This window comes from Glycocaulis albus (genome assembly GCF_014639075.1).
In the GTDB taxonomy this organism is placed as follows: Bacteria; Pseudomonadota; Alphaproteobacteria; order Caulobacterales; family Maricaulaceae; genus Glycocaulis; species Glycocaulis albus.
The window spans coordinates 15,133-33,778 of record NZ_BMFS01000008.1; the positions used below are offsets into that span (position 1 = coordinate 15,133).

Here is an 18,646-nt window from a genome sequence, read left to right on the forward strand (position 1 = left end):
TTCAGGCGCTCTGATTGACCGCGATCGCACCGATCTGTGTCGAGCGGGCCGATTGCGGGCCATAGCCTGCACTCTGCGCCTTCTGGCGGACGGCCTCGTCGGCGATAGACTTGACCAGCCCTTCGGTAATGTCCTTAAGCGCCTCGACGACGACACCATTGCGCTGCACGGCAGCGTCCAGCTTTTCGACATTTGCCCGCAAGGACGCCTTCACGGATGGCTCCAGCCCTGCCAGCCGTTCCGGGTCGGCAGCGGCGAGCTGCGTCTCGCGCCGGTAGATATTGGCCAGCTGCATCTTTTCGTCCTGCAGGTCGAAGGCCTTGTGCGGCTGGCGGGCCTCGAAATGCACGGTTTCGGTGTCGAACAGCTGGGTCAGACGCGCGGTCAGGCGTATCAACGCGGCGGCGCGTTCAGCGGGAGTTTTCGCTGCCAGTTCACTCATGAACGCTCAGCTCCCTCCTGCATGCGCAGGATTTCGCGGGCCAGATCATCGGCGAGGCCAATACCCCCTGCGCGCGCCATCACCTTGGCGTACTCCTCATTGAGCATGCCCCGGAAGGCGCTTTCGCCGGGACCGCCGCCGAACATCTCGCTCTGCGTGGTCTCGCCCATCATCTGTTCCATCAGCTGGGCAAGGAATACCGCCTCGAATTCCTCGGCGACGCGGCGCGCCTGTTCGGCATTGGTTACATTGCCTGCGCCGGGCAGGGCGGGCTCGCGGGTCCGGAAGGCGTTCTGGACCTGGCTGGCCAGGATATCATCCATCACAGCACCTCGATCTCGGCCTGCAGCGCACCGGCTGCCTTGATGGTCTGGAGAATGGTGATCATGTCGCGCGGAGAGACGCCCAGCGCGTTGAGCCCGTCGACCAGCTCGCGCAAGGAGACCGTTCCCTGAAGCACGCCCAGCTGCATGGCGTCCTCCTCGGCGGTGACCTGGGTGCGTGGCAGCACGACCGTCTCGCCCTCCGAAAAGGCGCCGGGCTGGCTGGCGATCGGGGTCTCGCTGACCGTGATGGTGAGATTACCTTGCGCGATCGCTACCGTGGACACGCGCACATTCTCGCCCATCACGATGGTGCCTGTGCTTTCATCGATCACTACGCGGGCGCGCATGTCGGCAGCAACGCGCAGCTGTTCCACGTCGGCGACAAGGCTGACCATGTCGCCGGCAAAGCTGGCAGGGCGGCTGACGACGACTGTTGCCGGGTCGCTGGCATGGGCGGTGCCGGTGCCGATATAGGCGTTGATGGCATCGGCCATGCGCCGCGCTGTGGTAAAGTCCGGATTGCGCAGGGCCAGACGGATCTCGTCTCGGCTGGCGAGGTCAAAGCGCAGCTCGCGCTCGATGATCGCGCCATTCGAGATACGGCCATTCGTCGGCACGCCGCGCGTGATGCTGGCGCCCGCGCCCTGGGCGGAAAACCCGCCAACCGCGATGGAGCCTTGCGCGACAGCGTAGACCTGCCCGTCCGCGCCCATGAGCGGTGTGGCGATCAATACCCCGCCCTGCAGGCTGCTGGCATCGCCCATGGCCGACACGGTGACATCCATGCGCGAGCCTTGCGTGGCGAAAGGCGGCAGGTGTGCGGTGACCAGCACGGCCGCGACATTCCCGGTGCGCAGATCGGCATCGCGGATATTGACGTTGAAGCGCTCCATGAGCGAGTTCAGGGACTGGCGGGTAAAGGCAGAATTGCGCAGCGTGTCGCCAGAACCGTCGAGACCCACCACAAGGCCGTAGCCAACCAGCTGGTTGTCCCGGACGCCCTCAATGTCGGCGATGTCCTTGATGCGCGGATTGGCATGAGCGGGCGCCATAAGCGCCAGACACAAGGCGGTGGCAATCAAAATCCGGATCAGCATTGCGCGCGGTTCTCCGCATGAGGGTGTGTTCGCCCGTTAACCATGCGAATTTCATGCCAATGAGGTCTGCTCTAACTTATTGATAAATATGAAAGCGGCAGTGCGAGCCTGACGGCAAAACACGCGCTCGGCGCGTGCTGCCGGGAAGATTTTGCCGGGGCGGCGAAGCGGTTTAAGGCTCTGTTAAGCAAGCTTAAGCACTTTGCATTCCATCAACCTGTCGAAGAGGCACGACCGATGAAGATCACCGGTCCTGGCGGCACCCAGAGCACCAGCGCTCCCAAACGTACCAGCCGCACCACCAGTGGCTCGGGCAGCTTTGCGCCCGCCTCACCGCCGTCTGCTCCGGCGTCGTCCAGCGTTGCCGGCGCAGGCCCGGTTGCATCGGTCGGCTCGGTCGAGGCGCTGCTGGCGCTGCAGGGTGATTATGACGAGGCAGGTGCCCGCCAGCGCGCTACGCAGCGCGCCTTTACCCTGCTTGATGTGCTCGACGATCTGAAGATTGCGCTTCTGGAGGGCGGTGTTCCGCGCTCCAAGCTGGTCCGCCTCATGGACGTGCTGAAGGCCCGGCGCGAATCTGTATCGGACCCGCGTCTGGAAGCGATGCTGGACGAAGTTGAGACGCGCGCGGCGGTCGAACTGGCCAAATATGACGCCTGAATGACGAAAGGGTATCTGTCTACCCCTTGAAAGTCTTGATCTAATCGAATTGGCATCAAACTTGCGCCATAACGGTCATGCGTCGTTGACTTGATGAGTTGCGCCGATATTCTCCGCCGCGCTCATGGGCAGGGGCGTGAGCGTCATGGAGGCGGTCGTATGAGCGCATTTGAATCCAAGATCGAGCTGCCTGAGGGGTATCGTCCCAGCGAGGACGAGGACTTTATGAATCCGCGGCAGAAAGAGTATTTCCGCCGCAAGCTGCTTGCCTGGAAAGACGAGATTCTGCGTGAGAGCAAGACCACGCTCTACGCCCTGCAGGAAGATATCGGCGCGCTGCCGGATTTGGCTGACCGCGCTTCCACCGAAACGGATCGTTCCCTGGAGCTTCGCGCCCGCGACCGCCAGCGCAAGCTGATCTCCAAGATCGAGTCGGCGCTGCGCCGGATCGAGGAAGACACCTACGGCTATTGCGACGAGACAGGCGAGCCGATTTCGCTGGCCCGTCTTGATGCCCGGCCGGTGGCGACTCTCAGCCTCGAAGCCCAGGAGCGCCACGAGCGTTCCGAGCGCGTGCACCGCGACGACTGATTATCAGGCGATGCCGCGCGCGAAGCGCTCCGCATCGTCCCAGTTGCCAAACGCGCGTGCCTGAAAGCCCGCCTTGAACAGCATTTTCGTCATGTAGGCGGCGTGCATCATGTTGGATGGGCCGTAGACATAGCTCATGCGCACGTGCACCGGCATGTGGCGGGCGAAAACCTCTCCCACCTTCATGAATTCTTCCAGCTTGTGTTCCAGCTTGCACTGGCTGTAGTCGAGAATGATCGCGTCTCGCTCTTCGCGGACTACGCGCTCAGCCAGGCGCTCGGCGTTCGCAAGACTGTCCTTGACACGGTTGATGCCGATCAGCCGGGCGCAGAACACGTTTGCGCCTTCAAGCTCGAACTTCTCGACGATCAGATCAGGACTGTCAGGCGCTGCGGGCATGGATATTCAGGCCTTCGCGGCGGGCATCGGCGGCCAGCTGGGCCACGGCGATCTGTTGGCGTGCCCAAGCAATGGCCGGGCGGTGGGTCGCGAAGGGCTCGGTGATGATGCCCTTGCGTGTGAGAGTGCGCATCAGGGTCACGACGAAGCCTGCATGCTGCCGGGTGAGCACGTAGGCCACCGGGAAACCCGCTGGCAGGCGGCTGGCCACCCGGCCCGCGAGCGTGCCGATCTGAAAGGTGTCGTGTGTGTAGAGCATGCGCCGGTAATCGAAGATCACGGCGTTGATGCCGCCTTTTGCCACCCGGTCGAGCAACATGCCGCCGCGGTCCCGGCTGAGGTCAGGCCGGCTCACGCCAAAGACGCGCACATACATCACGCCTTCGGGCTGCAGGATGCGTGTAATGTATGAGAAACGCCCGGTCATTCAGCCCCCTTCGAGCTCGCGCCCGGACGTTATCCTAGGGGCTGAATGATGAGCAAAGCGTTAGCGCGTGACCTTTAGAACGGCCACAAAAGGTTGTAGATTTCCTGGCCGACCGGCGGGCGCTGCATTTCGGAAATGTGGCCGCGGCCACCATAGGAAATGCGGGCTTCGGCAATCTTCGTGTGGTCGATCGTGTTGTCCGAGGCAATGTCCTGCGGGCGCACTATGCCGGAGATGAGAAGTTCGCGCACCTCGTTGTTGATGCGCACTTCCTGGCGGCCGTGCACGATCATGTTCCCGTTCCACAGCACGTCCACCACGATGGCCGCGGCGGTCAGGCGGATGGTCTCGGAACGATTGACCGAGCCATTGCCGCGCGTGGAGCTGTTGGACCCCATGTTCACAAGGTTTTCCGGGTCAACGGCATCATTGAAGAAATTGCCGAGTGCTGCCTCGCCGCCGAAGAAATTGGGTATGCCGGTGCTTTCGGATGTCACACGGGAGCGGTTGGTCTGGTTATTCACCTGGGCACGGTCGGCGATATTGATGTTGACGGTGAGAATGTCACCGACGCGCGCCGCGCGCGGATCACCAAAAAAGGTGGATGAATTGGACCGCCAGAGCGAGTTCAGATTGCCGGAGTCGTTCTGACGCGCGGCGATTGCCGCCTGCAGGGCCTCCATCTGGCGCTCGCCGGACGCGCCGTATTGTTCGGTAATGCCGACACCGCGTATCGCAGCGTCTGCAGAGATCGGCGACAGGGGCGGCGGCTGGCCGATATAGCTGGCGCGGTCACGTACCGCGCACGCGCTCATCGCCGTCAGGGCCAGCGCACAGACGCCAAGGCGGGCAAGGCGTGTCAGGTGTGAATGAGGCATGGTCGTCATCTCCTGGCGGTTAGAAGATACGGCTAAAAGATATTGCTGGTGGCGCCGGTTACGCGTGCGCGGCCCGGTCCCTCGACCACACCTTCGACGGTGCGGTTCGATTGCAGGTTTACAAAGCGGGTGGTCTGACCCAGCGCGGCGTTCTCAAGGGCACGGGCGCGGGCGGTGAGTGTCAGCGGGCCGGACTGGAAGACCAGCGCTACCGTTTCGCCGCGGGTTATCGCGGCCGGCTCACGCAGATCGTAGCCGCGAAGCGCCTCGCCTGAACGCAGGGAACGGCGGGCTTCCTGACCGATAAGCGCTGTCTCGCTGGTGATGGCATCGGCCCGGATGCGGTCGGCGCGCATGCGGACCCATTCGATATCGCCAGCTTCGATGATCTCGCCGCGCGCCATCGGACGGGCAAGGACCGGGACGTCCAGCACGGGGTCGGCGCGTCCGGTGACGGTTACAGCATCACCGCCGTCATGGGTACGGATATCAGCGCGGAACGGGCCGGTGCGGCCATCCAGCTCCAGACGGACGATTTCCGGCGAGCCGGATGCGTCGACCGGCGCGTGGATGGACAGCAGGCGGTTGGAGAGCGTGACCTCATGACTGCGCCCGGTTTCCCGGTACATGTGCGCGGCAATCATGTCGGCGATCTCGCCGGCTGACAGGCTTTGCGAGGCGCGTTCAACCGCCACGCGTTCAATGCCGGTCGCGTTCGCCCATTCCAGCCCGTTCCGGCTGGCCTGACGGCTGACCCAGGCCGGGTCCAGAAAGGTGCGCGAGCCCGGCTGCGGCGCGCGTGCGAGAGTCACGCTCGCGGCTTCGCCTTCCACGCCGTCGAAGAGATCGCCCAGCGTGACGGTGGCGCCCTCGACCACGACGTGCTCGCGCAGGAACACGCTCTGCTGGGCCGAGGCAAAGGCCGTACCGGCAAGGGCGAGGAGGGTGGCAGTGGCGATAACGCGCAGCATGTTGAAGACCCCTATCAGCGCAGATTGGCAGAAGCGGCGAGCATTTCGTCGGCGGCGCTGATGACGCGGGCATTCATCTCGTAGGCCCGCTGGGCACGGATCAGCGCCGTGATCTCGGTGACCGCATCGACATTGGAGGTTTCCACGAAACCCTGGCGGATAATGCCAAAGCCCGGCTGGCCGGGTACGCCGACATTGGCCGCTCCGGAGGCTGCCGTTTCGAGGTAGAGATTGTCGCCTGCCGCCTCGAGGCCAGCCTCGTTGGCGAAGGTGATGAGTTCCAGCTGGCCGAGAATTTGTGCTTCTGCATCACCATCAAGCTGGACCTGCACCTGGCCCTGCTGGTTCACCTCAACCCGGCGGGCCTCTTCAGGGATCGCAATGCCGGGCATGACCAGATAGCCGTCAGAGGTGACCAGCTGACCTTCGGGGCTGCGCGAGAAACTGCCGGCGCGGGTGTAGGCCTCGCCGCCATTGGGCAGTTCGATGCGGAAATAGCCGCGCCCCGAGATCGCCAGATCCAGCTCGTTGCCGGTCTGGGAAAGGCTTCCCTGATCGCCAATGCGGTAAACCGAGCCAGCCTGGACCCCGAGACCGATCTGCAGACCGGTGGGCACGATCGTGCCGGCGTCGGAGCTGGCTGCGCCGACCTGGCCCAGATTCTGGTAGAGCAGGTCCTGAAACTCCGCGCGCTGACGCTTGAACGCGGTCGTGTTCATGTTGGCGAGGTTGTGGGCGATTACCTCGACATTGAGCTGCTGGGCTTCCATTCCGGTGGCGGCGGTAGACAGTGCGCGCATCGAACAGGTTCCTTACTGGTTGTTTCTAGCCGGGCCGGCCAAGACGCTCGATAGCCTTGCGGCTGAGCTCGTCGGCCTGCTGGAGCATGCGGGTAACGGAGGCATAGGCGCGCGACACTTCCATCATCGAGGTGATCTCCATGATGGGGCGCACGTTGGAGCTTTCGACGAAGCCCTGGCGGATGACAGGTTCGAGGACGAGTTCACGCTCTGCATCGTCAGGGGCGGTGTAGAGATTGTCGCCGATCTTGGAGAGCACGCCCTGATCCTCGAAGCGGGTGACGGCTATACGCCCCGCGGCAAGGCCGTTCTGGCTGACCTCGCCATTGGCAAGGATGATGACAGGTCCTGCATCGGGGTCGATCGTGATCGGCGCGCCGTCTTCACCCAGAACAGGGGCGCCATTGGCCGTGACAAGCGTGCCGGCGGCATCCATGGCGAAGCGGCCGTCGCGCGTGAAGCGCTCGCCCTGCGGGGTATCGATCGTGAAGAAGCCCTCGCCGGTAATGGCAACATCCAGCGGCCGGCCGGTCTGCTCGAGCGAGCCTTGGGAGAAATCGCGGCCCATGCCCCATTCGGCAACATAGTTCAGCCGGGCAGGGCCGTCTTCCGCCCGGGCGCGGGTGTAGGGGTTTGCCTCCACGAGGAGCTGTTCGGCCTTGAAGCCGGCCGTGGAGACGTTCGCGATATTGTTGGCAGTGATGTCCATGGCCCGGCGCAGCGTCTGCTGCTGGCTCAGACCTATCATCATCATGTTGTCCATCGCGCCCTCCTCGCCCTTTCTGGCCGTGTGTGGCGTGCGGCCGGACTTTTGCCAGCCACGCAGGCACAGCCATCGCAAAGGGCGTGCCATGGTTAATGTCTATTAATTACAATATGTTGGCGTTTTCGCTCGCCGCTTGCGGCCTGCCGGCCCGGCAGGCAATGCAGCTTGATGCGGAAAAAACTGCCTATCGGGAGACTTTCCCAACGGATCGTTAACCGGGACGCCCCCTAATCCTTGCTGAAGCATGAATCAGTACGATCTGGCGGGATCATCATGGCCGAAGAGAACGACGAAAACGAAGACGGCGCCGAAGGCGAAAATGCCGAAGGCGAAGGCAAGTCCAAGCCTGATATCAAGAAGCTGGCGCTGTTCATCGGCCTGCCGGCTGTCATCCTCATTCTCGCGCTCGTCGCAGGCGGGCTGTTCCTGTTTGGCGGTGGCGGTGAGGACGAGGCAGCTATAGCCGAAGCGGAGGCGGCCGAGCAGGCGCTGGCCGAGGCCGGGCCGGAGATCCACAGCTTCGAGATTGAAGAGCCGCTGGTGGTGCAGATTTCGGGGTCAGGCAGTGTGCGCCCCATCCTGACGCTGAAGGTGAGCTTCGAGTTCAGTGACCCGGCCGTTGAGCCCGCCCTGCAGGCCGGAATGCAGCGCATTCTGGACCAGTATCAGGGCTTCTTGCGCGAGCTGACCCCTGACGATCTGGCCGGGTCTGCCGGGCAGCACCGCTTGAGGCTGGAACTGCTGCGCCGGACCAATCTGGCGATTGCGCCAGCCCAGGTGGACCGCGTGCTGCTCACAGAAATCCTGATAAGCCAGTCGTGATGACGGCGCTTTCGACCCGAGATGAAGACCGGATTGCCCCATGAGTGATGTAGATCAGGAAGCTCTTGCCGCCGAATGGGAAGCGGCCGCCAGCGCCGACCAGCCGGACTTTGATGCGGCCGGCTCTGACGCGCTTGCGTCCGAATGGGAGGCGATGGTTGGCGCCGATGGGGAGACCTTCCTGCCCCAGCAGGGCGCGCAAGGCCCGGAGCGTATCCTCAACCAGGACGAGATCGACAGCCTTCTGGGCTTTTCCGTCTCCGACGAGGACGGTGCCGAGCGTTCCGGTATCCGCGCGATCATCAATTCCGCGCTGGTCTCCTATGAGCGCCTGCCCATGCTTGAGATCGTCTTTGACCGCCTGGTGCGGCTGATGACGACCTCCTTGCGCAATTTCACCTCCGACAACGTGGAGGTCAGCCTCGACAATATTTCCTCCATCCGGTTTGGCGACTATCTGAACTCCATCCCGCTGCCTGCCATCCTGTCGGTGTTCCGCGCGCAGCAGCTGGACAATTACGGCCTGCTGACGGTTGATTCCAACCTCATCTACTCGGTGGTGGACGTGCTGCTGGGCGGGCGGCGCGGCACCAGCGCCATGCGTATTGAAGGCCGGCCCTACACCACGATCGAGCGTACGCTGGTCCAGCGCATGATCGAAGTGGTGCTGGCCGATGCCAAGCAGGCCTTTGCGCCGCTGACGGAAGTGGACTTCACCCTCGACCGGGTGGAGACCAATCCGCGCTTTGCCGCCATCGCCCGGCCTGCCAATGCGGCGATCCTTGTCAAGCTGCGCATTGATATGGAGGACCGGGGAGGGCGAATCGAGCTTCTTCTGCCCTATGCGACGCTTGAGCCCATCCGCAAAATGCTTCTCCAGCAGTTCATGGGAGAGAAATTCGGGCGGGACAATATCTGGGAAAGCCACCTCGCCACCGAGCTGTGGTCCACGCAGATGGAGGTTCATGCCGTTGTTGACGAGTTGCAGCGGCCACTGGGCGAGATCATGAGGCTGAAAGTTGGTGACACGATCATGCTGGATGCCGGACCGGACAGCCCGGTGGAGCTGCGTTGCGGCACCATTCCTCTGACGCGCGGACGGATGGGCCGACTGAACCATAATGTCGCTGTCCGGCTGGACGCTCCGCTAACCCCCGCCGCACGGCGCACCCTGACGAGGTTCTCATGAGCATGGCGGCCTTTCTGTTTGAAGCCCTGATCGGGGTTCTTCTTGTGGGCGCTGCCATCATGTGCTGGCGCGTGGACCGGCGCCTGAAGGCCCTGCGCGACGGGCAGGACGGGCTGAAGGAGACAGTGGCCGCGCTCAACGACGCCGTTGACCGGGCACGCGCGGGCCTGGCTTCGCTCGACCGCGCGTCGAAGGAAACCGGAGAGGCTCTTGACCAGCGCACACGCGAAGCGCGGGCTCTCGCAGATGAGCTACGCCTTCTGACCAGTGCTGGCGAGACGCGTCTTGAGCGGTTCGAGCGCGCCCGCCGCCCGCAACCGGCCAGCGAGCTGCCCCGTGAACGTGAAGGCATGCATAGCCCGCGTGAGCGCGAGCATCTCAAGACGTTGCGCTAGGAGAGGATTGTCCCATGCCCGGCCTTCGTCCCCTCGCCGTTATCGCCATTCTGCTGGCCGCGATGTTCGCGCTGAAATCGGTATCGCTTGCCGATAGCGCTGTGGCGCTTCTGGGCGCGCAGGATGAGGGTGAACCGCAGGTTCTGGTGCCTCCGGCGGAGACGGTTGAGGAGGCCAGCGTGCCTGCCCGTGCAGCGGTAACGCCAGCACCCGCCCTCGAGCCGGAACCCGATGAGTTCAATGTGACGCGCTCCCAGTTCCAGCTTTGCGAGCTGGTGGAAAACCGGCGCGTCGAGCTGGATATGCGCGAGGAGGAGCTGGATACCCGCGCGGCCCTGCTGGAAGTGGCCGAGCAGCGCATAGAGGCGCGTATCGCCCGCATGGAAGCGCTGGAGACCAGCCTTGAAACGCTTCTGGGTACGCTGGAAACCGAGCGCGAGCGCCGCGTTGGCGAGATCGTCTCGGTCTATGCCCAGCTGGAACCGGAAAACGCGGCTGCCATCATGTCGCGCATGGACGAGGACACGCTGGTTCTGCTGGCGGAATCCCTGCAGCGCGATCAGGCCCGGCGCTATGCGGCGATCCTGGCGGAGATGGATCCCGGTTTTGCCGCCGAGCTGACCTTGCGGCTGCGCGCGCGCGCCAATCCGCCGGAGACCCAGACCGAGGTGGAGGCCCGCCTTGCCGGCCGGGACAGCTAGGCTCGCCATCCTTGCGGTGGCGTTGCTCCTTGCGGGGCTGACCCCTGCTGCCTGGGCGCAGGTGACCGGCAGCGTTGTTGTCGAGCGGAGTACCGCCAGCACGCGCCTGGTCATCACCTATCCTGAATCCATGGGCGGCGAACTGTCTGCAGAGGCAGAAATTGCGGCCGGTGCGGTGCTGGTCGCGCGCTTTTCCGCGCCGGTCTATTTTGACGCCGTCTCCATCCCTGCCCAGACAGGCGGACTGGCCGCGATGGCCCGCCTGGACGAGGATGGGCGGGCCTTGCGTGTCGCCCTGAACCGCCAGGCCGAGCCGCATGTCAGCGTTTCGCACAATGTCATCGCCATTGACCTGACGCCGCCCGGCGCAGCAGCGCCCGCGCCCGTCGTGTCCGAGTTTGAGCAAAACCGCCGCGCCGAGGCACTTGCCGCTGCCGAGCGGGCAGCAGCGGCCAATATTCCACCGCCCCCTGCCAGTGTGGCCGTGCGGTCCGGCGAAGCGGCGGAATACACCCGCATCGAGTTCCTGTGGCCGTCGCGCACGGGCTACGCGCTGGAAAGCGGTAATCGCCGCGCCGTGCTGCGGTTTGATGCGCCAGGCGAGGTGGACATGCGCGCCCTGACGGCCAGTCCGCCGCGCCTGATAGAGACATTGCGTGCCACGAATGAAGACGGCCGCCTGACGGTCACCCTTGTGCCCGAGGGCGGGGCCACCGCGCGTGCCTGGGACGATGAGGAGGGCCGGCGCATCGTGCTGGACGTGCTGCCCGAGGGCCATGTCTCGCCGGACGCCATGCTGGCGGCGCTTGCCGGTCTGACGGACGGGGACGCGGCTGAACCCGCGCCGGCCGAGCCCGTGCCGGAGGCCTCGGTTGAAGCCGAGGCAAGGCCCGATCCTGTACCCGAAAGCGGCATTGTCCGGGTCCGGCTGACGCGCAGCGGCAATGATGCGCTGTTGCACTTTGAGTGGGCGCACCTGCCAGGCCTTGCAGTCTTCCGGCGCTCCGATGCAGTTTGGCTGGTCTTTGACGCGGCTGCAGAGCTTGACCTGTCAGAGCTAGCCGAGGCACCGCGCCGCCATGTGCACGGGTATCAGATAGTGGCTGGCGATGACCATACCGCGCTGCGTATCGACTCGCCCGAGGCGACCCTGCCCGATCCGGTTGCCGCCGGTGCCACATGGACGGTGGGGCTGCGCGACAGTGTAGACCAGCCGCCGCGTCCGGTCGTGCTGATGCGCGAGACGCCGCCCGGCCAGCCTGCGCGTCTGCGGATCGGTCAGGAGGGGGCGCGCTCGGTCGTCAGGGTGGATGATCCCGTGCTGGGCGACAGTCTTCTGGTGCTGACAGCCGATGGGGCCAAGAGCGGTGTGCTTCTTCCCTACCGGATGGTGGAGGCGAATATCTTGCCGTCTGTGCACGGCGTTGCGGTTCAGCCGCTGGCCGATGATCTTGAGCTTGTCTTGCGCGACGGCGGCGCGGAGCTGAGCCGGCCGGGCGGTATGGCGCTGTCGCGCTCTGGCGGCCCGGCTTCGCTGGCCAGTGCGGTGATGCCAACCTCACCGGGCTTTGCCGACCTTGTGGCCTGGCGCGGCGGGGATGATTATCAGGCTGGCCTTACCCGCGCGCTGCAACGCGCTTCTGGCGGCGAACCGCAAGACCTGCTTGGCCTCGCCCGCTTCTATCTGGCGTGGGAGCTCGCGCCCGAAGCCCTGAGTGCTGCCCGTCTGGCGGCGCAGGCTGATGGCGAACTTGGCGACAGCGCGGAGCTGCGCGTGGTCAACGGCATTGCCATGTTGATGATGGGGCGGCTGGCCCGCGCCGAAGTATTGCTATCAGGCTCTGCGCTTAATGAAGACGAGGCAGCGCAACCCTGGCGCGGGCTGGTCGCCGCGCGCCGCTCTGACTGGGCCGAGGCCCGCCGGCGCTTTGATGCGGCGGACGGCACGAGTTATTTCCTCGATCCGCTCTGGCGCGCGCGTGTGCAGGCGGCCCATGCCCGGGCAGCGGCCGAGACCGGCGATGTCGGTGCCGCCTTGCGTGTGCTCGAGGGCATGGACCCGGAGGTCACAGATCCGCAGGCGCGGGCCGAAGCCGAGTTTGCCGCCGCGCGGGTGGCTGCCCTGTCGGGGCGTGATGATGAGGCGATCCGGCGGTTCGCGGCTCTGGCGGACGATCCGTGGCTGCCAATCCAGGCGGTTTCGCTGCTCAATCAGGTGCGCCTTGAGCTTGAGGGGGGCCAGATAGCGCCCACGCAGGCGGCTGACACGCTCGCCAGTATCGCCTTGCGCTGGCGCGGCGATGATACAGAGCTGGAGGCCGCCCGCCAGCTGGGTGAGCTTTACGCCGAGGCAGGACGCTATGGCGATGCGCTCGATGTGATGAGCCAGGCCCGCTTGCGCCAGCCGGGCAGTACGGCGGCCCGGGCCATCGCAAGTGACATGGACGCCCTTTTCCGCAGGCTTTTCCTTGAGGATGAGGCCGCACGCATGTCGCCTCTGGAAGCGCTATCCCTGTTCAACGAATATGCATCACTGACCCCGCAAGGAGCTGATGGTGACCGGATGGTGCGGCGCGTGGCCGAGCGGCTGGTGGCCGTTGATCTGCTTGATCCGGCAGCCCAGCTGCTCCAGCATCAGGTCGACAACCGCTCCATGCCCGCCCAGGCGCGCGCTGCCATCGCGTCCGATCTCGCCGTGATCTATCTGATGGGGCGGCGCCACGAGGAAGCGCTGCGCACCTTGCGGGCAACGCGGGTGACCGGACTGGCATCGTCCCTGGTTACAGAGCGCCGCCTTCTGGAAGCGCGGGCTATGGCAGGCATCGGCCGCGCCGATCATGCCCTTGAAATGATTGGTGATGATGACAGTCCGCAGGCGCGGCGCCTCAGGGCCGATATCGCGTGGGAACAGCGCGACTGGGCCAATGCAGCGCGCGGGCTGGAAGCGGTGCTGGGCGCACGCTGGCGCGAGGATGCGCCACTGAACGACACGGAATCGCGCGACGTGATGCGCGCGGCTATTGCCTATGCGCTTGCCGGAGACAGTGGCTCTCTGGAACGGATTGCGGCCCGCTATGGCGATGCCATGGCGGTCACGCGCCATCGCGGCGGGTTCAGCCTGGTCACGACCGAGCTGCCCGCGCCGGGCGACCGGCGCCTGACCGAGCTTGTCTCCGGTCTGGCGAGCCGGGGAACCATGGATGCGTTTCTGGCCGGATTTGCGCGCCGCTTCGAAGCGGGCGAGGGGCAGGGCCCGTCCTGAGGCTTGAGGGACGCCATGCCCTAGATCGGCATGCGCAGAATTTCCTGATACGCCCGGATCACCTGATCACGCACCGCGATGACGGTTTCCAGCTGAACCTCGGCTGCCGCCATGGCGGTTACGACATCCACCAGCTCGGCCTGGCCGGCGGCATTCTGCGCGGTCAGTGTCTCGGAGGCCTGCATGACGGCCTGCGTCTCGTTAAGAGCGTTGGTCACAAGCTCGCCAAATCCGCCCGCCACCGGATTGCCTGCACCCGCGGCGCTGGCGGCATTCGGGTCGGCTACCTGGCGGGCGGCCTGTGCATAGGCACGGATGGCTGCGAGATCCATCGTCTAGTCTCCGACTTTTCTAGCGGCGCAGAAGGTCCAGCGTGCGCTCCATCATGCGCCGCGTACCCTCCACCATGTTCATGTTTGCCTCGTAGGAGCGCTGTGCCTCGCGCATATCCATCAGCTCGATAAGGCTGGAGACATTGGGGTAGCGCACATAGCCCTCGCCGTTGGCGGCCGGGTGGCCCGGCTCATAGACCATACGGAACTCCGATTCGTCTGCGCGCACGTCGGTCATGCGCACCAGATGGGCGCCGGTGACCCGGTCCAGCTCGGCGCGGAAAACCGGCATCTGGCGCTGATAGGGATCTTCGTCGGGCGTGCGCCCGGTGGATGACGCGTTGGCGAGGTTCTCTGCGATGATACGCATGCGCGCGGACTGGGCGCGAAGGCCCGCCGCCGCGATCTGCAAGGTATCTGATGCGTTGTTGGACATGGCTTTCGTCTACCTCTTGCCTTACGCGCCCGGCCCGCGGGCTGCCATGCGGATGAGCGACAGGCTCTTCTGATAGAGGCCGAGAGCGGTTTCAAAGCGCATGCGGTTCTCGCCCGAGCGCACCATCTGCTCTTCGAGTACGACCGCATTGCCGTTGATCGTGGTTTCACTGTCCGGCGCTGCCATGGCCCGCCACGCGCCCGATCCGCCGGAATTGACCCGCCCCTGAATGTGGCCCGATTCGGTCGCGTTCAACGTGACGCGGCGGGTGGTCTGCGCCCCTGACAGGGCGCGCTCGAATTCGCTTTGCGGAATATCATCAGGCACATAGCCGGGCGTATTGGCGTTGGCGACGTTCTCGGCAATCACGCGCTGGCGGTCGGAATGATAGCCGAGCGCCTGGCGCAGTATGCCAAGGACAGGAATGTCATCCGGACGCATGCGTTTCGCTTCCCTTTTGGGCGCAGCCATTCTGGCGCGCAAGGCTCCATTCCCACCTTCATGCTGATGCGGTTAAGAGTGGCTTAACCAAAGGCGCGACTCCCGCTAGCGGTTGAAGTCTGCAAAAACGGATGGGTGCCGAGGGGACAGGCGCCTTCCGCCGGGGAGCGCCGCCCATGGATACCGTGAACTTATTCCAGTATTTCGCCGGACTCCTGCTGGTTCTCGGCCTGCTTGGCGGGCTGGCGCTGCTGGCACGCTGGGCAGGGCTTGCCCATTTCCTCCCCAATGTTCAGCGTGCAGGCGCCCCGCGCCGTATGGAAGTGGCCTCCACCCTGATGCTTGATCCGCGCCGCCGGGTGGTGCTGGTGCGTGTGGACGATGAGGAGCATGTGATCCTGCTGGGCCTGGCCGGCGAGACGGTCCTCGACCGCCGCCCGGCGCCGCCCCGCTTTGAACCGGTGGAGCCGGATACGGGCGATGAAACTGCGCCGGAGGGTCAGTCCTGATGGCGTGGTTGCGTTCCAGATCAGCGCTTTTCTGGAGCCTCGCGCTTGGACTGCTGCTGGCCGGGCTGGCGTTTGGCGGCATGGCCGAGGCGCAATCGGTCAGTATCGATGTGGGTGAAGAGGATGGGCTGACCGAGCGGGTGATCCAGCTCGTCATCCTGTTGACGGTGCTGTCACTGGCGCCGTCCATCCTCATCATGACGACCAGCTTTGTACGCATCATCGTGGTGCTGTCCCTGCTGCGCACCGCGGTCGGCCTGCAGCAAAGCCCGCCCAATGCGGTGCTGGTTTCGCTCGCCCTGTTCCTGACCGCCTTCATCATGGCGCCTGTGTTCACACAAGCCTATGGCGAGGGCATCCAGCCCTATCTGGACGGCCAAATTGAGACCGAAGAAGCCTTCGAGCGCACCACCTCGCCGGTGAAGATGTTCATGCTGGCCCATACCCGCGAGGACGATCTGGCGCTGTTCTTCGACATAGCGCAGGTCGAGGTGGAAACGCCCGAGGCCACGCCCCTGCATGTCGTTGCGCCGGCCTTCATGATCTCCGAACTGCGCCGCGCCTTCGAGATCGGCTTCCTCCTGTTCATCCCCTTCCTGATTATCGATCTGGTGGTCGCCTCCATATTGATGTCGATGGGGATGATGATGCTGCCGCCGGTGATCATCTCGCTGCCCTTCAAGCTGATATTCTTCGTGCTGGTGGATGGCTGGCGTCTCGTTACCGGCTCGCTGGTGGAAAGTTTCCAGACCGGCGTGCCGGGCGGGTAGCGGCGTATGGCCGCTATTGCCGGGCGGTCATTAGCGGGTAAGACCAGCCGGTGATGAGTACGCCCGAACCCCGTTCAGCATCCAGACCGCGCCGCAGGGGCGCGTCCCGCGCGATACGCCTGTTCCGGCTGCGTCTGATACGCGCGGCGCGGGGCAAGTGGGCCGTGCCGGCGCTGTTTATCGGCTCTTTCATCGATTCGACGGTTTTTCCGTGGCCAGTCGCCCTGCCGCTGGCCGCGCAGATGCTGCGCGGGCGGCGCCACGTGTTTCCGGCGGCGGCAGCTGCCGCTCTGGGGTCTGTTCTTGGCGGGTTGCTGGTGTTTGTCCTGGCGCGGCTGGCTTTCGAGGCCATTGCGCCCATGGTCGTCGATGACAGCGATGCGGCGGCGCGCCTTGCCGAGGTGCGCGCGCGTATCGAGACCGGCGGCGCGGTGGCGGTCTTTGCCGCCATGCTGACCCCTGTTCCCGTGCAGCTGACCAGTCTCGCGGCAGGGCTGGCCGGTGTAGGCGGGGTCTGGTTTGCGCTTGCGATCACGCTGGGGCGGGGGCTGCGCTATTTCGCGATGGGGCTGGTGCTCTATGCGGTGGGGGACCAGATTGTGGCCGGATGGCTATGGCTGCCGCGCTGGGGACGATGGCTGGTCATCTGCCTTTTCGCCGCGCTGTTTATCTGGCTGATCGCACTGTCTTTCTAGAAGGTCCGCACGCGCTGCCCGGTTTCAATGCCCGCAAAGCTGAGCAGATGGGCCAGCAAGAGCAGCATGAAAACGGCCAGGGCGATGCATATGAGGGTCCAGGGAATCAGCCTTGGGCCGCGTACCGGGTCTGAGGGCCGGCCGCTGCGCCATGCGCTGAACGCGAACAGGGCGAGCGCCGCCATCATCAGGATGAGCGTGAGGGTGAGGCTCATCAGGGGTCATCCTGTGCTGGGCGGTGACGCCGTGTGCAGTCTTCGCCCACACATAGGGTTGGCTGGCGATCTCGCGCAAGCCCCGGATGGCCGCAGGTGTCTGCAACAGCCAGTAGACCGGAAGCATTGCCAGATCGGTGGCGCGCGGCCTGAACCCGGCGCGGCGGGCGCCTCGGGCGGCGGCCAGGATCGCTGCGCCATAACCGGTCAGCACCGGCACTATGATCCAGGGCAGCTGCCCGGCGGCGAGATGGCTGGCAACCACCCACATCACGAACAGAGCGGCCGGTCCGTGCATGAGCGCGCTCAGCACGTTCATGCCCAGCGATGCCTGCAGGGATGCCATTGCGCCAAGGCCGCTCTCGGTAACCAGGCCGCCGGGATGGCGCATATGCACGCACCAGCTGATCGCGTGGCCTTTCAGCCACCGGCTGCGCTGGGCAATCCAGGCCTGGCGACTGACAGGCGCTTCCTCCAGCGTGCCGTGGTCGATCATCCCGGTCTTCCAGCCATGGCGCGCCAGCCGGAAGCCCAGATCGGCATCCTCGGTCACATTGTGGGAATCCCAGCCTCCGCAAGCTACCAGAGCATCGCGCGCGAACACATTGCTGGTGCCGCCCAGCGGCAGCGGCCATCCCATCCTCAGGAAGAGCGGGAGCATGACGTGGAATTGTGCCGCATACTCCAGCGCGAACAGGCGCGTCAGCCAGTTCTCCGACCGGTTGTACCATCCGAGAGGAGCCTGAACGCAGCCCATCGCCGGGTCGGCGGCAAAGGCCTCGGCCGCGGCACGCAATTGCTGCGGGGCAGGGGCGTCTTCTGCGTCATAGACCGCAACAAGGTCTCCGGTGGTGCGCTGTAGCGCGAAATTGAGAGCCTTGGGCTTGGTACGCGGCCCTACCGGCGGCACGGCCATCACCCGGACCGGAAGGCGCCCGGCATTGGCTTTTGCGGCCGTGTGGGCAGCGCGCAACGTGTCCCAGTCATCGGCTTCGATAACCAGCGCGACATCCATCCGGTCACGCGGATAATCCATCTGCGCCAGATGCTGCACCAGGCCGGCAACCACGGGCGCCTCGTCATGAAGCGCCGCAATGATCGTTACCGACGGCAGGGCGTGGGAGAACAGCGTGCGGCGCGGGCTGGCGCAGGCAGGCAGCACTGCTGCGGCAAAACGCAGGCCCGCCATACCCAGAAACAGGATGGCCGCCAGCATGCCGAGACATGTAAGGCCGAGGCCGGGACTCACCAGCTCCAGCACGAGGATAAATCCGGCAGGTCCGGCCCAAAGGGTATGAGGCACGCCCAGCGGATGGGCTGCGCTGGCGGCAGGGTTTTCATCTGCAAGCCCAAAGGCCGCGCGATGGGCTTGCGCCTGGCTGCGCGTAGCCTTGAACGAACCCGATACAGGCTCTGCCGCCACCGGCGCGCGGCGCATCCTCTGCCCGGAAAACTGCCCCATAACCGCCCCTTCCCTGCGGAAAGGCGGATATGGTTAATGCAAATTAACGTTTAGGGCGAA

Annotated in this window: 23 protein-coding genes; 10 read left to right on the forward strand and 13 right to left on the reverse strand. The window is 64.9% G+C overall.

Annotated elements, in window-relative coordinates:
* Position 1: 1 nt before the first annotated feature.
* Genes IEV75_RS09420 through IEV75_RS09430 form a run of 3 tightly spaced genes read right to left on the reverse strand, consistent with a single transcriptional unit; the run spans position 2 to position 1,865 of the window.
* Complete coding sequence (locus IEV75_RS09420; protein ID WP_188452319.1) at positions 2–442, reverse strand: flagellar basal-body protein FlbY; 441 nt, start codon at positions 440–442, stop codon at positions 2–4.
* Positions 439–765, reverse strand: a complete 327-nt coding sequence (locus IEV75_RS09425; RefSeq protein WP_188452320.1) for a rod-binding protein — start codon at positions 763–765, stop codon at positions 439–441. Before IEV75_RS09425 ends, IEV75_RS09420 begins: the two co-directional genes overlap by 4 nt.
* On the reverse strand, positions 765–1,865 hold the full coding sequence (locus IEV75_RS09430) for a flagellar basal body P-ring protein FlgI (protein WP_188452321.1): 1,101 nt from the start codon (positions 1,863–1,865) through the stop codon (positions 765–767). Before IEV75_RS09430 ends, IEV75_RS09425 begins: the two co-directional genes overlap by 1 nt.
* A gap of 237 nt (positions 1,866–2,102) precedes the next feature.
* On the opposite strand from IEV75_RS09430, the gene IEV75_RS09435 reads away from it, so the two are divergent.
* Positions 2,103–2,525, forward strand: coding sequence for a flagellar assembly protein FliX (locus IEV75_RS09435; protein WP_188452322.1), 423 nt, complete (start codon positions 2,103–2,105; stop codon positions 2,523–2,525).
* A gap of 159 nt (positions 2,526–2,684) precedes the next feature.
* Positions 2,685–3,116 carry an RNA polymerase-binding protein DksA gene (dksA, locus tag IEV75_RS09440; protein WP_188452323.1) on the forward strand — a complete coding sequence of 144 codons (432 nt, stop codon included), beginning with the start codon at positions 2,685–2,687 and terminating at the stop codon, positions 3,114–3,116.
* Between the two features lie 3 nt (positions 3,117–3,119).
* Here dksA and IEV75_RS09445 read toward each other — a convergent pair whose 3' ends face one another.
* The 6 genes from IEV75_RS09445 to flgF all read right to left on the reverse strand — a co-directional run bounded on the left by IEV75_RS09445 (position 3,120) and on the right by flgF (position 7,444).
* The gene (locus IEV75_RS09445) at positions 3,120–3,515 is read right to left on the reverse strand and encodes a hypothetical protein (protein ID WP_188452324.1); all 396 of its coding nucleotides are present in this window, start codon (positions 3,513–3,515) and stop codon (positions 3,120–3,122) included.
* Complete coding sequence (locus tag IEV75_RS09450; protein ID WP_188452325.1) at positions 3,499–3,942, reverse strand: hypothetical protein; 444 nt, start codon at positions 3,940–3,942, stop codon at positions 3,499–3,501. The genes IEV75_RS09445 and IEV75_RS09450 overlap by 17 nt, the downstream gene beginning before the upstream one ends.
* A gap of 74 nt (positions 3,943–4,016) precedes the next feature.
* The gene (flgH, locus tag IEV75_RS09455; RefSeq protein WP_188452326.1) at positions 4,017–4,820 is read right to left on the reverse strand and encodes a flagellar basal body L-ring protein FlgH; all 804 of its coding nucleotides are present in this window, start codon (positions 4,818–4,820) and stop codon (positions 4,017–4,019) included.
* A 32-nt stretch (positions 4,821–4,852) separates the two neighbouring features.
* Entirely contained in the window at positions 4,853–5,791 is a 939-nt protein-coding gene (flgA, locus tag IEV75_RS09460; protein ID WP_188452327.1) for a flagellar basal body P-ring formation chaperone FlgA, read from the reverse strand.
* Positions 5,792–5,805: 14 nt separating this feature from the next.
* Positions 5,806–6,591, reverse strand: a complete 786-nt coding sequence (gene flgG, locus IEV75_RS09465) for a flagellar basal-body rod protein FlgG (RefSeq protein ID WP_188452328.1) — start codon at positions 6,589–6,591, stop codon at positions 5,806–5,808.
* Positions 6,592–6,616: 25 nt separating this feature from the next.
* Positions 6,617–7,444, reverse strand: coding sequence for a flagellar basal-body rod protein FlgF (flgF, locus tag IEV75_RS09470; protein ID WP_233351817.1), 828 nt, complete (start codon positions 7,442–7,444; stop codon positions 6,617–6,619).
* Positions 7,445–7,630: 186 nt separating this feature from the next.
* On the opposite strand from flgF, the gene IEV75_RS09475 reads away from it, so the two are divergent.
* The 5 genes from IEV75_RS09475 to IEV75_RS09495 all read left to right on the forward strand — a co-directional run bounded on the left by IEV75_RS09475 (position 7,631) and on the right by IEV75_RS09495 (position 13,726).
* Positions 7,631–8,179 (forward strand): flagellar basal body-associated FliL family protein, encoded by a 549-nt coding sequence (locus IEV75_RS09475; protein WP_188452329.1) that lies wholly within the window; start codon positions 7,631–7,633, stop codon positions 8,177–8,179.
* A gap of 154 nt (positions 8,180–8,333) precedes the next feature.
* Positions 8,334–9,368, forward strand: a complete 1,035-nt coding sequence (gene fliM / locus IEV75_RS09480) for a flagellar motor switch protein FliM (RefSeq protein ID WP_373290527.1) — start codon at positions 8,334–8,336, stop codon at positions 9,366–9,368.
* A complete protein-coding gene (locus IEV75_RS09485; protein WP_188452331.1) occupies positions 9,365–9,763 on the forward strand; it encodes a DUF6468 domain-containing protein in 399 nt (132 codons plus the stop codon). Before fliM ends, IEV75_RS09485 begins: the two co-directional genes overlap by 4 nt.
* 14 nt (positions 9,764–9,777) lie before the next feature.
* Positions 9,778–10,464, forward strand: a complete 687-nt coding sequence (locus tag IEV75_RS09490) for a MotE family protein (protein ID WP_188452332.1) — start codon at positions 9,778–9,780, stop codon at positions 10,462–10,464.
* Entirely contained in the window at positions 10,445–13,726 is a 3,282-nt protein-coding gene (locus tag IEV75_RS09495; protein ID WP_188452333.1) for a tetratricopeptide repeat protein, read from the forward strand. The genes IEV75_RS09490 and IEV75_RS09495 overlap by 20 nt, the downstream gene beginning before the upstream one ends.
* A 20-nt stretch (positions 13,727–13,746) precedes the next feature.
* Here IEV75_RS09495 and fliE read toward each other — a convergent pair whose 3' ends face one another.
* Genes fliE through flgB form a run of 3 tightly spaced genes read right to left on the reverse strand, consistent with a single transcriptional unit; the run spans position 13,747 to position 14,935 of the window.
* The gene (fliE, locus tag IEV75_RS09500) at positions 13,747–14,058 is read right to left on the reverse strand and encodes a flagellar hook-basal body complex protein FliE (RefSeq protein ID WP_188452334.1); all 312 of its coding nucleotides are present in this window, start codon (positions 14,056–14,058) and stop codon (positions 13,747–13,749) included.
* A gap of 19 nt (positions 14,059–14,077) precedes the next feature.
* Positions 14,078–14,494, reverse strand: a complete 417-nt coding sequence (flgC, locus tag IEV75_RS09505; RefSeq protein ID WP_188452335.1) for a flagellar basal body rod protein FlgC — start codon at positions 14,492–14,494, stop codon at positions 14,078–14,080.
* A gap of 21 nt (positions 14,495–14,515) precedes the next feature.
* Positions 14,516–14,935, reverse strand: a complete 420-nt coding sequence (gene flgB / locus IEV75_RS09510; RefSeq protein ID WP_188452336.1) for a flagellar basal body rod protein FlgB — start codon at positions 14,933–14,935, stop codon at positions 14,516–14,518.
* 176 nt (positions 14,936–15,111) lie between these two features.
* On the opposite strand from flgB, the gene IEV75_RS09515 reads away from it, so the two are divergent.
* From IEV75_RS09515 to IEV75_RS09525, 3 genes are read left to right on the forward strand one after another with little or no spacing between them, the layout of a single operon-like run.
* Positions 15,112–15,444, forward strand: coding sequence for a flagellar biosynthetic protein FliO (locus IEV75_RS09515; RefSeq protein WP_188452337.1), 333 nt, complete (start codon positions 15,112–15,114; stop codon positions 15,442–15,444).
* A complete protein-coding gene (gene fliP / locus IEV75_RS09520; protein WP_188452338.1) occupies positions 15,444–16,214 on the forward strand; it encodes a flagellar type III secretion system pore protein FliP in 771 nt (256 codons plus the stop codon). Before IEV75_RS09515 ends, fliP begins: the two co-directional genes overlap by 1 nt.
* Before the next feature lie 53 nt (positions 16,215–16,267).
* Complete coding sequence (locus tag IEV75_RS09525) at positions 16,268–16,909, forward strand: YqaA family protein (RefSeq protein WP_188452339.1); 642 nt, start codon at positions 16,268–16,270, stop codon at positions 16,907–16,909.
* Between the two features lie 24 nt (positions 16,910–16,933).
* Here IEV75_RS09525 and IEV75_RS09530 read toward each other — a convergent pair whose 3' ends face one another.
* Positions 16,934–18,586, reverse strand: coding sequence for a glycosyltransferase (locus IEV75_RS09530; protein WP_188452340.1), 1,653 nt, complete (start codon positions 18,584–18,586; stop codon positions 16,934–16,936).
* Between the last annotated feature and the right edge of the window lie 60 nt (positions 18,587–18,646).

What these genes read in the sequence shown, in the direction of transcription:
- IEV75_RS09420 (WP_188452319.1), bottom strand. Translation starts at nt 442, where the DNA reads ATGAGTGAACTGGCAGCGAAAACTCCCGCTGAACGCGCCGCCGCGTTG.
- IEV75_RS09425 (WP_188452320.1), bottom strand. Translation starts at nt 765, where the DNA reads ATGGATGATATCCTGGCCAGCCAGGTCCAGAACGCCTTCCGGACCCGC.
- IEV75_RS09430 (WP_188452321.1), bottom strand. Translation starts at nt 1,865, where the DNA reads ATGCTGATCCGGATTTTGATTGCCACCGCCTTGTGTCTGGCGCTTATG.
- IEV75_RS09435 (WP_188452322.1), top strand. Translation starts at nt 2,103, where the DNA reads ATGAAGATCACCGGTCCTGGCGGCACCCAGAGCACCAGCGCTCCCAAA.
- dksA (WP_188452323.1), top strand. Translation starts at nt 2,685, where the DNA reads ATGAGCGCATTTGAATCCAAGATCGAGCTGCCTGAGGGGTATCGTCCC.
- IEV75_RS09445 (WP_188452324.1), bottom strand. Translation starts at nt 3,515, where the DNA reads ATGCCCGCAGCGCCTGACAGTCCTGATCTGATCGTCGAGAAGTTCGAG.
- IEV75_RS09450 (WP_188452325.1), bottom strand. Translation starts at nt 3,942, where the DNA reads ATGACCGGGCGTTTCTCATACATTACACGCATCCTGCAGCCCGAAGGC.
- flgH (WP_188452326.1), bottom strand. Translation starts at nt 4,820, where the DNA reads ATGCCTCATTCACACCTGACACGCCTTGCCCGCCTTGGCGTCTGTGCG.
- flgA (WP_188452327.1), bottom strand. Translation starts at nt 5,791, where the DNA reads ATGCTGCGCGTTATCGCCACTGCCACCCTCCTCGCCCTTGCCGGTACG.
- flgG (WP_188452328.1), bottom strand. Translation starts at nt 6,591, where the DNA reads ATGCGCGCACTGTCTACCGCCGCCACCGGAATGGAAGCCCAGCAGCTC.
- flgF (WP_233351817.1), bottom strand. Translation starts at nt 7,444, where the DNA reads ATGGCACGCCCTTTGCGATGGCTGTGCCTGCGTGGCTGGCAAAAGTCC.
- IEV75_RS09475 (WP_188452329.1), top strand. Translation starts at nt 7,631, where the DNA reads ATGGCCGAAGAGAACGACGAAAACGAAGACGGCGCCGAAGGCGAAAAT.
- fliM (WP_373290527.1), top strand. Translation starts at nt 8,334, where the DNA reads ATGGTTGGCGCCGATGGGGAGACCTTCCTGCCCCAGCAGGGCGCGCAA.
- IEV75_RS09485 (WP_188452331.1), top strand. Translation starts at nt 9,365, where the DNA reads ATGAGCATGGCGGCCTTTCTGTTTGAAGCCCTGATCGGGGTTCTTCTT.
- IEV75_RS09490 (WP_188452332.1), top strand. Translation starts at nt 9,778, where the DNA reads ATGCCCGGCCTTCGTCCCCTCGCCGTTATCGCCATTCTGCTGGCCGCG.
- fliE (WP_188452334.1), bottom strand. Translation starts at nt 14,058, where the DNA reads ATGGATCTCGCAGCCATCCGTGCCTATGCACAGGCCGCCCGCCAGGTA.
- flgC (WP_188452335.1), bottom strand. Translation starts at nt 14,494, where the DNA reads ATGTCCAACAACGCATCAGATACCTTGCAGATCGCGGCGGCGGGCCTT.
- flgB (WP_188452336.1), bottom strand. Translation starts at nt 14,935, where the DNA reads ATGCGTCCGGATGACATTCCTGTCCTTGGCATACTGCGCCAGGCGCTC.
- IEV75_RS09515 (WP_188452337.1), top strand. Translation starts at nt 15,112, where the DNA reads ATGGATACCGTGAACTTATTCCAGTATTTCGCCGGACTCCTGCTGGTT.
- fliP (WP_188452338.1), top strand. Translation starts at nt 15,444, where the DNA reads ATGGCGTGGTTGCGTTCCAGATCAGCGCTTTTCTGGAGCCTCGCGCTT.
- IEV75_RS09525 (WP_188452339.1), top strand. Translation starts at nt 16,268, where the DNA reads ATGAGTACGCCCGAACCCCGTTCAGCATCCAGACCGCGCCGCAGGGGC.
- IEV75_RS09530 (WP_188452340.1), bottom strand. Translation starts at nt 18,586, where the DNA reads ATGGGGCAGTTTTCCGGGCAGAGGATGCGCCGCGCGCCGGTGGCGGCA.